General features: G+C 40.0%; 10 protein-coding genes. All 10 read right to left on the bottom strand.

Annotation, left to right across the window (positions count from 1 at the left end):
* Positions 1–53: 53 nt before the first annotated feature.
* The 10 genes from CA265_02650 to CA265_02605 all read right to left on the bottom strand — a co-directional run bounded on the left by CA265_02650 (position 54) and on the right by CA265_02605 (position 15173).
* Positions 54–3440, bottom strand: a complete 3387-nt coding sequence (locus CA265_02650; protein ARS38638.1) for a DNA helicase — start codon at positions 3438–3440, stop codon at positions 54–56.
* A gap of 190 nt (positions 3441–3630) precedes the next feature.
* A complete protein-coding gene (locus CA265_02645) occupies positions 3631–4662 on the bottom strand; it encodes a transcriptional regulator (GenBank protein ID ARS38637.1) in 1032 nt (343 codons plus the stop codon).
* Between the two features lie 42 nt (positions 4663–4704).
* On the bottom strand, positions 4705–6090 hold the full coding sequence (locus CA265_02640) for a carbohydrate kinase (protein ID ARS38636.1): 1386 nt from the start codon (positions 6088–6090) through the stop codon (positions 4705–4707).
* A gap of 14 nt (positions 6091–6104) precedes the next feature.
* Positions 6105–7385, bottom strand: coding sequence for a sugar isomerase (locus CA265_02635; GenBank protein ARS38635.1), 1281 nt, complete (start codon positions 7383–7385; stop codon positions 6105–6107).
* A gap of 227 nt (positions 7386–7612) precedes the next feature.
* On the bottom strand, positions 7613–9733 hold the full coding sequence (locus tag CA265_02630) for a short-chain dehydrogenase (protein ID ARS38634.1): 2121 nt from the start codon (positions 9731–9733) through the stop codon (positions 7613–7615).
* A 27-nt stretch (positions 9734–9760) separates the two neighbouring features.
* Positions 9761–10855 (bottom strand): rhamnose/proton symporter RhaT, encoded by a 1095-nt coding sequence (locus tag CA265_02625; protein ARS38633.1) that lies wholly within the window; start codon positions 10853–10855, stop codon positions 9761–9763.
* Between the two features lie 567 nt (positions 10856–11422).
* Complete coding sequence (locus CA265_02620; GenBank protein ARS38632.1) at positions 11423–12280, bottom strand: hypothetical protein; 858 nt, start codon at positions 12278–12280, stop codon at positions 11423–11425.
* An 18-nt stretch (positions 12281–12298) separates the two neighbouring features.
* Positions 12299–12766 carry a hypothetical protein gene (locus CA265_02615; GenBank protein ID ARS38631.1) on the bottom strand — a complete coding sequence of 156 codons (468 nt, stop codon included), beginning with the start codon at positions 12764–12766 and terminating at the stop codon, positions 12299–12301.
* A 593-nt stretch (positions 12767–13359) separates the two neighbouring features.
* Positions 13360–14094 (bottom strand): DNA-binding response regulator, encoded by a 735-nt coding sequence (locus tag CA265_02610; protein ARS38630.1) that lies wholly within the window; start codon positions 14092–14094, stop codon positions 13360–13362.
* 71 nt (positions 14095–14165) lie between these two features.
* Positions 14166–15173 (bottom strand): hypothetical protein, encoded by a 1008-nt coding sequence (locus CA265_02605; protein ARS38629.1) that lies wholly within the window; start codon positions 15171–15173, stop codon positions 14166–14168.
* Positions 15174–15247: the final 74 nt, after the last annotated feature.

Genomic DNA, 15247 nt, shown 5'->3' with positions numbered 1-15247 from the left:
TTTAATTAAGCCGAATATCCTTCGACAGGCTCAGGATGACAATATGGATAAATTTAACTCAACAACCCCAACAACTCTTTTTTGGTTAAATTTTTGAATAAACTTCCATCCGTTTGGATCAGATCCTTAACCAAATCCTTTTTGGTGGCCTGAAGCTTCATAATTTTCTCCTCGATCGTATCAGGGCAGATTAAACGTACAGCCATCACATTTTTATGCTGACCAATACGATATGCCCGATCTATGGCCTGGTTTTCTACCGCGGGGTTCCACCATGGGTCGACCAGGTAAACATAATCGGCTTCGGTAAGGTTCAATCCGGTTCCACCGGCCTTTAAACTGATCAGAAAAACAGGAATATCAGCATTTTGTTGAAAAGAGCTAACCACTTCTGCCCTTTTACGGGTTTGCCCGGTAAGGTATTCGTATTTAATGCCTCGGCTTTCCAATTGTTTTTTAATCAGATCGAGCATGGTTACAAACTGAGAAAAAACGAGGATTTTATGGTTGCCAGCCTTACTTTCAATCTGCTCCATCAGCACATCAATTTTTGAGGAAGCCTGTAAATATGATTTTCCATCGGCCAATAATGCGGCCGAATTACAGATTTGCCGTAAGGTGGTAATGCTTTTCAGCACATGCATCGAGCTTTTAGGTAGCTCATCTTCCTGTTTACCCAGAATAAAATCCTGGATTTCCTTTTTATTGGCCTCGTACACTTCGCGCTGCTCCGTTCCCATTTCGCAATACAGTACAATTTCTGTTTTATCGGGAAGTTCTTTCGCCACCTGTTCTTTCGTTCTGCGGAGAATAAACGGCCTGATTTTTTGCTGAAGCTCTTCTGCCCTTCTACTATCCTTAAACTGATCAATCGGGGTTGAATATAAATCGGCAAACTGCTGTTTACTGCCAAATAAGCCCGGACAAGCGAACGACAACTGCCCGTATAAATCAAAAGTATTGTTCTCAATAGGCGTTCCCGTCATGGTTACTTTATTTCTCGATTGCAGCATCCTTACCGCTTTATAACGTTGCGAATCCGGGTTTTTGATCAACTGCGATTCATCCAAAAAGATATAGTTAAAGCGATAATCTTTCAAAAAACGGATATCAGAAAGCAGTGTTCCGTAAGAGGTTAAAATGATTTCGTAATCATCGAAAGTGTCAGTCGTTTTGGTCCTTTCGCCGGCATAAATGGTTTTTACCTTTATGGAAGGTGCAAATTTATCTACTTCGGCCTTCCAGTTAAAGATTAATGAAGCCGGAACCACCACCAGATTGGTATTGTATTTTACTTTTTCGCGCTGTGATAAAATGAAAGCCAAAACCTGAATGGTTTTACCCAATCCCATATCATCTGCCAGGCAGGAACCGAAATTAAAATCATCCAAAAAGTTGAGCCAGTTTAAACCATCCTTTTGGTAATGGCGTAAAGTGGCGGTTAAACCTTTTGGTACTTCAACCTCCTGGATTGAGTCTGTACCTTCGAATTTCTGCTTATATAGTTTCAACTCGTTTTTTACATCCCCATCCAATAATGCATCTTCATAAAGTTCATTGATGGAAGCAAATTTAATTTTTGGCGTAAGAATGGCCTCTTCGGTAACTTCTCCCGCATTAAAATAAGCAGCAAATTTTTCGATCCATTCGTGTGGCAGTATGCCCTGTGTTCCGTCATCAAGTGTCACAAACTTACTTTTGTTCCTGATCGATTTATGTAAATGTTTTAGCGCAACCTGCTGCTTGCCAAACTTCACTTTTACTTTGGTTTCGAACCAATCTGTTCCACTTAAAACCTCGATATTAATTTTAGCCTGAAATTCACTTAATTTATTGTTTTTGAGCTGGTTGAAACCTAAAATATGTATGCCTTTATTCCGCCATGCTTCAAAAGCTTCGAGGAACCAGGCTTCTTCCAGAAAGCGTTTACGATGCAGGTAAAAAGAATCGTTGGTTTCCTGATCGTAGAAAAAAGGATGCTGTTTCAGCACATTTCCGATAAACTGCAGCTCGGCATTTTCGTCGCGGTGTAAGGTAAAGAGATTACCCAGTTTATCCTGCGCCTGGATTTGCTTTTTAGACAGCACAGGTATTTCTAAATTCCCATAGCGCATTACCGGTGTAAGGAGAATATAATCTTCAGATTCTGACAGATAAATCAATTGCTCATTTTCGAGATCGAAACCTTTTTCTTCAATCTGGCTTTTGGTAGCAGGCTTTAAGTAAGAATAATCGACATGGATACTGCCTTCTAGCGGCACCAAAATAACTTTTTGAAATTCGGGGTATTTTGTTTTGTGCAGGATTAACCGGTTGCTCTGTTTTTTGAAAAACCCGATTACGCGTAGAAAATCGAGTCTGCCAATTAAATACAGCTGATCTTTAAGTTTAACAAAATACTGGTGTACCAACACCAGGTTATCCAGTTCGTATGATTTCCCTTCGATGATCAACCGACCTGTAATCTCATAATAATCATCGCGTTGGTTTACAGAAAGACGCAGGTCTACTTCCAGCAAGTGCACATCAACGGCTGTAATGGTTGAGGCCTGAATAGCGGCAGACTGTTTACTGTCCTGCAGGTAAAAAGGAATCTGTAGCGGATTTTTAACGATCGCCTTCAAGGCCTCTATCTCCGCTTCGCTTTGATCGTTATTGTAATTCTGTTGAAAAGTGGTGATACCGCTATAAAACTTGAGCAGATCATTATCGTTGGTTTTAAAAAGCAGATCTGCAGGATTAATGCCTTTTACCGGGTTTTTAACTTTGCCGCTTTTAGTCGTTTCGGCCTCAAATAATTCTACCGTTAAATTGTTGTAATAACGGTGTTGTCCAAAAACCAGGATCATTTTACCCCGATCGTTTTTGGCCTGTACTTTTGTATTACCTTTAGTTGCCGGCAATAAAAGTTCCTGTAAATTTTGTTGAGCTTCTTTATGGAATGGCTGGAGGGCATCCATTTTAGGGCGGATATCTAACTGGCCGTTTTCGTAGCGGAGATTAAACAGCAAATCAAGATTCGCTTCTTTTTCCAATCCGTAATCGATTGCAATTTTACTAAGCTTTTGCTTCCGCAGGTTACTATCGAAAAATATGAGCAGATCCTGACGCTGAAGGATATTATACAAAACCCTTGCCTGGTGTTCGCAGAGTTTATGTTTCGGTGTGGTACAACGGCAAGAAAGCTTTACTGAATTATCGTTTTGCTGTACCTGAACAATCGGAAAAGGTAAGCCAGAAGCTTCATCGCTAAAGGCCGCAAAATCGATTTCAATCTGCTCTGGAAAAAGCTGATAAAAGCCTTTAACATCAGTATGAATGAGTCCGCTTAAATGTTTAAGGATAACAATCTGGCTAAGATTTTTCAGGTTAAAATCCTTTAAAATATAATCGTAAGGATTATGCTCTGATACCTGATGTGCGGTTACCTGTTCACTCATTTAAAAGAAAATAGCTAAGTGATAAAAGTAATCATTAATAAGTTTTGGCTAAAACTCCTTTTTAGGTTTTTATGCACAATTAATCAAGAGAATCGTCATTTCGAGCGGAGTGCAACGCAGCCGAGAAATCTGTCTCGATAGATCTCTCCATTTCGCCACGCTTCAGTCGAGATGACGAACTAACAGCGTACTAAAGTGATTTACGCAAATTCAAATAAAAAGGCACTGCTACCTTCTCGGTTTTTCCATTGAGAATAAACTCTGCCGCCTGGGCACCTAATTCGCTAAAATCAGTCGAGATTGTTGTAATCCCATCTAAAATAATCCTTTTTAAAGGCGTTTCGTTATAAGAAATTACGCCAACATCTTTCCCGATTTTAAGTTTTTGGGCAATCAATCGTTCAATGAGTGTTACCAGGTCATCTTCCATCAGGTTAATGTACACCTCACCCGGATTAATTTCTTCATCTTTGATATTGTGGATTACTTTATGGTCGAAAGCATATTGCTGGCAGAACCGGTAAAAACCAGTGAGTATTTCGTGCGGAAAATAACTGTTTTTTGGAAAGATAATTTTCAGCGTGCGGTAATGCGAAAGTCGGTCTAAAGCCTGTTCTAAAGCGGCGTAAATATCCTGCGCAAAGTTTTCGTAAGCCGCAGCATAATCACCTGTTACCCCCGGCAGCAATTTATCAAGGATCACCAGTTTTTCTTTAGGGATGGTATTGATAATTTCGTGCGCATTTTCGCCCCCTTCCAAAAAATGTGGGATAATCACAAAGTGCGAATAATCATCACGTTTGGCCACGATCATTTTTTTAAACAGCGCAAAGTCGTTATTGTAAATATAAAAATCGATTGCGGCACGCTCTCCTAAGGTTTTGGTGAAGGAATCGTAAATGATCTTTTTGTGTGTACTGAGCTTATTAAAAAGCAGGCAAACCTTGAGTTTGCGCGAGAAATCGGTATTAATAATAAAATAACCCTTGCCCGGTACAGAATCAACCACCCCGAGTTTCCGGAGGTTGCGGTAACCTTTTTCGGCAGTATCCCTCGACATTTCCAGACTGAAACTCAGCTCGTTTATCGAAGGCAACAAGCTATTTTTCAGAAGCTTACCACTTTCAATTGCAGCCAAAATGGCGTTGGTTAACTGCTTGTATTTCGGCGTCGACGAATACTCATCGACGTTGAGATAGGGGATTAAATCTTCTGGTTTCAAAATGGTTGTATTGATATAGGAAATTCTAATATACGGAAATTCCTAAAGTTCTATTGTACGTTGTATGGCAGAATAGTATTTTAACTGGATCATATCCGTTGGTGCAGGGTTTTCATTCCAGGCATCATTTATGGCCAAAGCTGTGCCTATGGCCGTAGCCTGCGAAACCGAAGAGGCGTAAACTTCAATATCTGGAATAGAGGTAGCCAACAAGTGCATGTAAATTGCATTTTTGCCAAAACCGCCATCTACAAAAATCCTTTTCACGCCAGTGTTCAGGATCAGCTTTAACGAATAAATCTGCTGTTTGATCAAATCAAAAATCAATTGATGATAGGCTTCCTCTGCTGTTTGAAAGAGATTTAAATCACGCTCCGGAAAGGCAGAACTTGCTGAAAAACCCTGTTGTTCTTGTCGGTTTTCAGGAATTTTATTCGCCAGTTTCAAAATCATTGAAGGGTTAAACTTCAAATGTTTAAACAGATAGGCCGCACGATCGAAATGTTCGGCAATGCGTTTTAGCTGCACCTCGTGTTCGTAACCTGCAAAAATACGTGAAGCTTTAACCGCTTTGCCCTTAAAATGCATGTAACACAGGCAATCTTGTTTAAGTTCTTCGGCCGTTAAAGGTTCCTGGTTAAAAGGATTTAAACTAATGCACCAGGTTCCGGTTGAGATGAGTACAAATGGCGTATTAAAATTGGCCAGATAGGGAATCAATGCGGCTGAACTATCGTGCAGGCCAACACCAACTTTTACACTACTGCCTTCGAAATTAGTTTTCAGGCTGGAATCGGCAGGGGTAAATGTGCCAAATTTCTCATCGATTTTTTCGGTTTTAACCCAGTTGTGGTATTCACTTTTGTTGAAATCCCAAAGCTGGGTATGGCACCCGATACTGGTAATATCGGCAACTGCCTTACCCGTGATCAGATAACTTAAATATTGAGGGAGGTGTAAAGCCCACTTCACTTTTTTAAATATTTCTGGCTTTTCGTTCTTCAGGCGATACAATTGCATACCCGAATTTAAACTACCCAAAATTGGTGAGGCGGTTTCTAACGAAATCTTCTCCTCACCGCCATATTCTGCATAAAAGGCTTTTTTAAGCGCCTCAGGATATTCTTTTAAATAATTATAAAGCGGTGTAAGCGGATTGCCATTTTCATCCAGATAAACAAAACTGGCCCCATAAGTAGAGAAATTAATGGCCCTGACATCGAACTCTTTCAACTGCAAAACCTGATGCAGGGAATCGTAAACTGATGAACGCAGGCTTTCGAGATTTTCGCATGGTTCGCCATCTTCATCAACTGTTTCAACAAAACGTGCAGACCGCTCGTAAACGATACTGTAGTTTTCGTCAATCAGAAACAGTTTTTTATTCGTTTTCCCAACATCAAATATGGCAATAACAGGTTTTGGCATTTCTATTTCTCTATTTACAAACCTGTGGCAACAGTATTTCCGCGGTGATTAACTAATTGATTTCTAACTTCTAAACCACGGTATAAGGCGATTGGTGATAAGGCTGCTCCAGCTCTTAACCTGGCTTCGGCGACTAAAGCCCTTAAATCGCTACGGAAAGTATGTTGTAAAATTTCCTGCGCTTTGGCTACATCGTTGTTATTTTGTGCTTCGTTTAATGCTTTTCTATCCACCAGTAATGCCTGTGCATAGGCGATCATAATCGCTTCTACCGATTGTAATAAATCCTCTAGCGGATCTTTCACATTGTGCGAAGCATCGATCATCCAGCCTAAATCTTTTGCATGGTTCATTCCTTTTGCATCCATACCTTCTACCAGTTCATTAAAAATCAAAAACAATTGGTAAGGTTTAATGCTTCCGGCGGTTAAATCATCATCTCCGTATTTAGAATCGTTGAAGTGGAAACCACCCAATTTTCCTTCCATTAACAATAAAGCCACAATCTGCTCGATATTTGCATTAGGCAGATGGTGCCCCAAATCGACCAAAGTATAGGCTTTTTTACCCAGTTTACTTGCGTACAACAATGATTGTCCCCAATCGCCAACCGTAGTTGAATAAAAGTTAGGTTCGAAGGCTTTGTATTCGACAAACATTTTCCAATCTTCCGGCAGGGCTGAATAAATCTCCTGAAGGCTTTCTAAAGTATTTTCGAAGGCTTTACGGAAATTAAGCTGACCAGGGAAACAAGAACCATCGGCAAGCCAAACGGTTAAGGCATCAGATCCCAATGCAATACCATGTTTAATTACTTCGATATTATGTTCAATCGCTTGCTTGCGGATATCTTTATTTACATTCTGCAAAGAACCAAATTTATAACTGTGTGCAGCACCTTTCTGATCCTGAAAAGTATTTGAGTTCATGGCATCGAACTTTAAACCATAGCCAGCGGCCAGCGTTTTTAAAGCTTCTGCATTTTGAGGGATATCCCAGGGAATGTGAAGCGAAATGGCACCACTTGCACCATTAAGGGCATGAAGTAAACCTACATCTTCAATTTTTTCTTCAATGGTACGCGGTTCGCCGCCGGTAATGGCAAAACGGCCAAAACGTGTTCCGCCGGTACCCAATGCCCAGCTTGGAATGGCAATCTGAAAATCGACCAGTTTCTGGATTACGCTTTCCAGATCAACGTGTGCCCAATCTTCCTTTAAGAAAGAAAGTTTGCGCTGATGCGAGGTTAAAAGGGAGTCGTTATGCTTTTCTATTTGGTTCTGCTCGATATTCATGAGAATATTTGGTTTTTCTTAGGTTAATCATTTTGGCGACACAATCGCCATCCACTTCCATCCTCTTCACAAAGAGAATGATTATTTTTTTAAAAGTTATTCCCAGCCTGTGGGGACACAAGCCTAGGGAATAACGCACTAAAACTATTTTTAATCTCCGTGGTCTGTGTCTTCACAGCGCACCAATCGTCATATCGGTCTGTGCGGGCACCAGCCACGGATTTATATTATCTTACAAATGCCATGGCTACACCGCCATCAACATTTAAGACATTTCCGGTTGATTTGTGCAGCAAGCCACCAACAAAGGCGAAACAGGCATTGGCAATATCATCCGGTAGTATAATCTGATTTAACAAAGTACGTTTTGCATAATAAGCCGGTAGCTCTGCAACGGTAATACCATAGGCTTTTGCACGGCCTTCGGCCCAACCGCCAGCCCAGATATTGCTATCGCTGATCACCGCGTCCGGGTTAACCACATTTACGCGGATGTTATCGGCACCCAATTCGGCTGCGTTTAACCTGCTTAAATGTAACTGAGCTGCTTTTGCACTGCCATAACCAGCATTATTTGGTCCGCTTACCAAGGCGTTCTTACTTACAATATTAATGATATCGCCTCCAATATCCTGCTTTTGCATCGTATTTGTTGCAGCCTGGGTAATAAAGAACTGGCCTTTTACCAAAACATCATATAACAAATCCCAATCCTTTTCAGTATGATCGGCAATGGTTTTAGAAATCGATAGGCCGGCATTGTTTACAATAATATCTACCCCGCCAAAAGCCAAAGCAGCCGAATCGAAAGCTTGTTTAATATCTTCTTCGCTGGTTACATTTAAAACTGCCGTGCTGTAAGAATCCTTACCGAACAGACCTGCGAATTCTTTAGCTGCTTCTTCTAAACGCTCGGCATTCATATCGTTTAAGATGACCACACCGCCCTCAGCAACAAACTTTTTAGCAATCGCTTTACCAATTCCACCGGCACTACCCGTAATCAACGCAATTTTACCGGTTAAAGGTTTTGGCTTAGGCATACGCTGTAATTTTGCTTCTTCCAACAACCAATATTCGATATTAAAAGCTTCCTGATGTGGCAATGAAGTATATGCTGAAACCGCCTCAGCACCTTTCATCACATTAATGGCATTGATATAGAATTCTGCCGCAACCCTGGCGGTTTGTTTATCTTTAGAGAAAGTAAACATTCCTATTCCGGGATACAGAATAACAACCGGGTTGGTATCGCGAATGGCCGGACTGTTTGGATGTTTACAGGCTTCATAATAAGCGGTATACATTGCCCTGTACGCTTCAAAAGCAGGCTCCAATGTTTCTTTTAGCGCTTTAACATCCGATAAGTCGGCATCGCTGGTTAAAGTTAAAACCAGCGGACTGATTTTAGTTCTTAAAAAGTGATCGGGACAACTGGTTCCCATTGGGGCCAGGCGATCCAAATCATTAGAATTGATGAATTCCAGCACACGCGCATCATCAGTAAAATGACCGATCATGTGTTGTTTAGAAGAGCATAAACCACGCAAAACAGGTGCTAAAGCAGCCGCTTGTTTTTTACGTTGATCTGCAGCAGCACTTTCAATTTTTTGTCCACCAAAAACAGGACCTTTTTTACCATAATTCTGGTTGAGGTAATCCGAACAGATTTCGATTACTTCTAAGGTATTCAGGTAACTTTCGTAGGCCGTATCTCCCCAGGTAAACAAACCGTGTGAGCCTAACATAATACCGCGGATGCCTGGATTTTCATCCAAACATTGCTTTAACTGCAAGCCCAGCTCGAAACCTGGTTTTTTCCATTCTACCCAGCCAATTGTGCCGCCAAATAATTCTTCCGTAATTTTTTTACCGTCTTTAGCCGCAGCGATGGCAATGGCTGCATCCGGATGCAAGTGATCAATATGCGCAAACGGTAAAAAACCATGCAAAGGCGTATCGATTGATGGTGCCTTAGAGCTCAAATCGAAAATGCAGTGGTTAAACAATTCAACCATTTCATCCTCATGTTCTACCCCACGGTAAATATTTTTCAAACTACGTAAACGATCAACATATAATGCTGCAAGGCCGCTTTTCTTTAAAGTGCCTAAATCGCCACCTGAGCCTTTTACCCACATGACTTCGGTTTCTAAACCGGTAAGCGGATCCTTTTCCAATACTTTACACGAGGTATTTCCACCTCCATAATTGGTTAAGCGTAAATCTGCACCCAATAAATTAGAGCGATAAATCAAAAGGGCAACTTCATCTCCAGCCAGTTTTGCGGCTTCCTCTTCATCCCACAGATAGCTTACGTGCTTATAACTTTTCGTATCGATTGACATTCTTATATTCTATTTAAATTTTTATTATTATCCTTTTATTCTATTACCATAACCCACAATGAGTACCGAAATGATGATGGTTAAAATACCCGCCAACACAGTAATCAAAGTTTTTCTGGATACCCCTTTCCACTCTTTTAATACCAGTCCCCATACGTTGGCAATGAGGATGATAAAGGCCATATGCAGAATCCACGAACTGGCGCCATTACCCATTTTACTTTCGCCCATACCGTAGAAAAAGAACTGTAAAAACCAGGTGGTACCTGCCAGTGCAGAAAAAATATAGTTTTTTAATAGCGGTTTTGCCGCGTTTGTATAATCACCAAATGTTTTGTTTCGCGCATTTAATACCATACACCAGATAAAGTTGGTGGTTAAACCTCCCCAAAGCACAATTACATAAGTAACGTTGTTCTGGAACAAGAAATTACCCGGTTCAGCAGGATTTGCTGCTTTCCAGATCGCGTTAGCTGCATCGGCCATTGGTTTCCCGGCTTCGATGCCGAAATTGAAACAGGCACTTAAAACACCCGATACAATACCCACAAATAAACCGAGTCCAAACTTATATTCTGTTTTTACCTCCATGCCGTGCGGATCGGTAATACCGGTTTTCATTTCCTTCTCTTTCATCATACCTGCCTTACCGCAGATGATAATACCCACAACGCAGACTAAAAGCCCCAGCAATACCATGCGACCCCAATCGGTATGTAGAAACATGGTAAAAGTATCTTTACCTGCCTGAGGGAAAAAATCGAAGTAGATAGATGGCAGGATGGAACCCAGAACCATGCAAAGCCCTAAAATGATACTACTCCCTAACGATACGCCCAGATAACGAACGCCCAATCCATAGGTTAAGCCGCCGATACCCCAAAGCACACCAAAAAAATAGGTTAGCCATAAAATACTACCGTTTGTACTGGTGATAATTGCCGTAAAATTCGGGATGGTTAAAAAAGCAGCAAGTGGTGGAACGATTAACCAGGAGAAGATTCCCCCAACAATCCAGTAACTTTCCCAGGCCCAGCCTTTAACTTTTTTGTAAGGGATATAAAAACTTCCGGAGGCAAACCCGCCGAAGAAATGAAAAATTACGCCTAAAATTGCTTGCATGCTCTATTAATAATATTTGGTTGCTCTAAAATAGAATATACAGTAATTTTAACTGTTATGCACTGTTATGGATGAGAAATAATATGAGCGATGGAAGATGTAAGATGTATAATGGAAGATGGAATTGGTAAGTCGGGAGACGGAGATTAGAAGTTATCAGGTATAAAAACAGATATCCGTTCTTTTCCGTAGTTTTAGATGTTACCATCTGACACTTATTAAGCTCTTAAAGTTCTAATTATCTAGTTCAGGTTATCCAGTATCAGTCTTTTTTTTAGGAAAAGAAAGGGCAGCATTTCACAGGTGCTGTAGTCCCGCCATTCGCTTTATCCCGATTGAAAATAATCGGGATGCCCGCTACTGTCGGGTTTAGTTAACAAAAGCCTGTTCCCTGTACCAGCCTGGATTAAATAAACCCGATTGCGATGCTGAAACAAGTTCAGCATGACGATCGCCTTAGACAAAGGAACTAAAAACAAATGTAAATTAACAGAGATGTGTCTACACGATAAGAAAAGTCGGGACAGGCTGTCATTTATGGCGTAAAATGTTACCGCCCGGCACGATTTATAACATTGGAAGTGCAGAAATTCTATCCACAATATCTTCAATTACCTCAGCCGATCTGAGGATTTTATAATGCCCCACATCTTCGAAAGATTTTGCCTGGATTGCAGGATATTTATCCATGAATTCTTTTAGAAATGCATAGGGAGAAATGTGATCAGCCGGATCGAACGCCAGGAAATGATCAATTTCGGCGTTTAACTGATATAATTCAGTCAGGTTAAAGTGGCTTGCAGCAACAGGGAACTCTTTGACAAAGTTGCTAAAAAAGATATCCTGATCCTTTGGGCTGATGTTGACCGAATCGAGACTCTGCTCGAAGTTTTCTTTCAGCCTGATTAACGGTGCGATGCTAATGAGCAGATCTGGACTATAGCCGAGTTCCTGCAAAGCAATTACATTAGCCATACCGCCAAGGGAGTGCCCAATCAGCACGTCGGGCTGCGCATAATTTAAGGCAATGGATTTTACCGAATCGGCATATAACATCAGGTTGGAGAATTCAGAGATTGAACTTCCGTTACCGGGTGCATCAAAAGCTATAATTTCCAGGTCATCTACTTTCAGGAGTTCAGTAATCAACTCATAAAAGTCTAAAGCTTTTGAGGCCCAGCCGTGCGTAAGTAATACTTTACGTTTTCCGTTTCCCCAGCTAAAGCAGTTAATGGTTACTTCGGCATGGGTAAAATAGGTATCAAAAACCTCAAGACTAAATTGTTTTGATGCTGCTATCAACTGTTCCTGATGCAGGCGTAATGGCATTTTGGGTGAGTAAAAAATAAACTCACGCATTAAAGCTGCATCAGGTGCTGCCTGTGTTAATTTAAGCTCGCTTACAATCTGTTTTAGCCTTTTCAATTCGAGCTTATTTAGGAGTTAAACCAAATGTGATTTTAAATCAGCTGGCGAATAGTTGATCGACTTTAAAGTCTTGTCGTCAGATTTCCGGAACACCAAAAACAGTCCGTCGATTTCTTTGTAATAAGATTCGGTCTGGTCTTTAGCTAAGTAAAACTGGATGGTTTGTTCTGCTTCTTCTATGGTTTTGCAGGCTTTGCTCATGTTAGAGCGGTGAACTTCATCAAATAAAGTCTTAAATTTTCCGCCTAAGCCAAACTCGTGAATGGCACCGGCCAAAACATACTGCAAATCGCAAAGTGCATCGGCTACTTCTACCAGATCATCATTTTCTACGGCTTCCTGTAATTCTTTCAGTTCTTCAGCTAAAAGCGAAATACGCAAATTGGCCCTCTGTTTTGAAGGAATAACCGGACTTTCTAAAATAGGGTGTTTAAAGGTGGTGTGAAATTCTGCAACCTGGTTTAGCGAATTCGTTTCTTGCATGATGATGTTGGTTTAATCTTTATGCAGCAAACTTAAAAAAAACGGGATAAATAATTCGGAGAATTTATGCACACTGTAAGGTTAATCGGTTAACTGTATAAATTGTTGAATTGCTTTATTGTTGAATTGTTAAAAACCAGTCGATATGGTTAACCGATGAGAAACACCAAGAATTTAACAATCAATCCATTAACAAATTAATCAACCCCACCTTAATACTCTTAACTGCTTAATGGCTAAAGAAATATGCAGTAAGATTTTCACCATTAAGGAATTAAGCACAATTAGAAAATGATTTAACAATCAAACCATTAACAAATTAATCAAACCCGCCTTAATACTCTTAACTGCTTAATGGTTAAAGAAAATATGCAGTAAGATTTTCACCATTAAGGAATTAAGAACATTTAGAAAATGATTTAACAATCAAACCATTAACAAATTAATCAACCCCGCCTTAATACTCTTAACTGCTTAATGGTTAAAGAAAATACGCAAAGATTTTCACCATTAAGGAATTAAGCACAATTAGAAAATGATCAAATAAAGATGAATCCCAACAATTAAACAATTTAGCAATCACTCTTCAACCATTAACCGTTCTTCTTCCCTTCCCTCACCACTTTAAAAAACTCTTCTTTATAGGTTTCGCCAATTGGAATTGCCTGATCGTTAATGTAAACGGTATTCCCATCAATCATTTTAATTTTTTCGATCGAGATGATATACGATTTATGGATGCGGTAAAAAGGTGGCTGAGGCAATTCGGTTTCCAATTCGCGCAGTGCCTGGTAAGTAACAACCCTTTGCGAAGCCGTATAAACCGAAACATAGTTTTTCAGTCCCTCTATATATAAAATATCTACATAATTAACCTTGATAAACTTGTTCTTGGTATCGCCTTTGATGAAAATAAAATCATTTCCCTGCGTTACCTGCTGCATTACAATTTCTTGTTGAACGGGTGCTACAGGCATTAAAATCTGCTGCGCTTTAGTGGCTGCCTTGTAAAAACGCTCGTATGAGATGGGTTTAAGCAGATAATCTACCACATCAAGATCGAAACCTTCCAGGGCGTATTCGGGATAAGCGGTAGTTAGGATTACCTTGCATTTACCACCACAGATTTTCAAAAACTGAATCCCGGTTAGCTCTGGCATCTGTATATCTAAAAAAACAAGATCAACTTTACCCTCCTGCACCAGGTTAAGTGCTTCAAAAGCATTGGTAGTGGTGCCAACCAATTCTAAAAAGGGCGTTTTATTGATAAAAGCAGCAATAATATCTGAGGCGTAAGATTCATCATCAACAGCAAGGCAACGGATCATAATGGGCGTTTAGGGGTTGGCGATTAGCGTGAATTAACATTTGAATAGTTTTCAATGATACAAATTATCCATTACAGATTTAAAATTAACGTGCTTTTATAGGTATTGCCATTATTCGAAATCAACAATTCATGTTTTTCCGGATAAATCAAATCCAACCTGCGGTGGATATTTACCATACCTACGCCACTCGAATGATCTTTCTGTGCATGACTGATCTTATTACTTACCTCGAAACTTAAACGTTTGTTTTGCACCTTAAGTTTAATGCGTACAGGCTGTGCCTCGTCATTTACCACCCCATGTTTAAAAGCATTTTCGACAAAAGGAATCAATATCAGGGAAGCAATTTTTTGACCGGTAATGCCTTCGGTTGTAAAATCGACATAAAATTTCGGTTCAAAGCGCATCTTAAATAATGCCACATAACTCTCCAGGTATTCTACTTCCTTGTCTAAACTCACTTTACCATCAGGACTATCGTTTAGGGTATAGCGCATCAAATCAGACAAGCGTAAAATCGCATTGGCCAGTTGATCGGAAACTGGAATAGCCAAAGAGTAAACATAATTTAAGGTGTTATACAAAAAGTGTGGATTGATCTGAGATTTCAAAAATGAAAGCTCGGCTTTCACCACTTCTTCTTTAAGTTTTCGGTTAACCTGTTCCGATTTAAAGCTCTGCTCAATACCATAAACCGCAGCAGGCACCACAATAAAGGCAATACTCCAATAAATGTTATCCGATATATAAGCCCAAGCCGTTACGCCATCATTATAATTATGAAAACCAAGCCATTTTAGATAAAGGACCTCTTCTATTAAATAACGAAGTGAGATAAAAACTGCTATCGTAAACAAAATGCCTGCAATTAACTGAGGCAATTTATTTCTTTTCAAAAATCGCGGATACACCCATACATAACAAATGTAGAACTCTATCAATTGTATAAAATTCATAGAGATACTCAAAGCAGCCTTAGTAAAAGTTGTGCCATCAATTAAATAGCCTCCATAAAAATAACCTAGAACAAGTACCCAGCAAAGAATATGGATAGAAACGATTTTTATTGTTTTCATGGCCTAAAACTATACAAAGCTTTTTTAACTGCCTATTTTCTTATTCCAAACCTTCAAAAAATTATCCCAACCTG

This window comes from Sphingobacteriaceae bacterium GW460-11-11-14-LB5, assembly GCA_002151545.1.
Lineage (GTDB): Bacteria > Bacteroidota > Bacteroidia > Sphingobacteriales > Sphingobacteriaceae > Pedobacter.
This window is presented reverse-complemented; position numbering and strand designations above follow the sequence as displayed.

Coding starts and splice junctions, on each gene's coding strand:
- CA265_02650 (ARS38638.1), bottom strand. CDS start 3,440: ATGAGTGAACAGGTAACCGCACATCAGGTATCAGAGCATAATCCTTAC.
- CA265_02605 (ARS38629.1), bottom strand. CDS start 15,173: ATGAAAACAATAAAAATCGTTTCTATCCATATTCTTTGCTGGGTACTT.
- CA265_02625 (ARS38633.1), bottom strand. CDS start 10,855: ATGCAAGCAATTTTAGGCGTAATTTTTCATTTCTTCGGCGGGTTTGCC.
- CA265_02615 (ARS38631.1), bottom strand. CDS start 12,766: ATGCAAGAAACGAATTCGCTAAACCAGGTTGCAGAATTTCACACCACC.
- CA265_02630 (ARS38634.1), bottom strand. CDS start 9,733: ATGTCAATCGATACGAAAAGTTATAAGCACGTAAGCTATCTGTGGGAT.
- CA265_02610 (ARS38630.1), bottom strand. CDS start 14,094: ATGATCCGTTGCCTTGCTGTTGATGATGAATCTTACGCCTCAGATATT.
- CA265_02640 (ARS38636.1), bottom strand. CDS start 6,090: ATGCCAAAACCTGTTATTGCCATATTTGATGTTGGGAAAACGAATAAA.
- CA265_02635 (ARS38635.1), bottom strand. CDS start 7,385: ATGAATATCGAGCAGAACCAAATAGAAAAGCATAACGACTCCCTTTTA.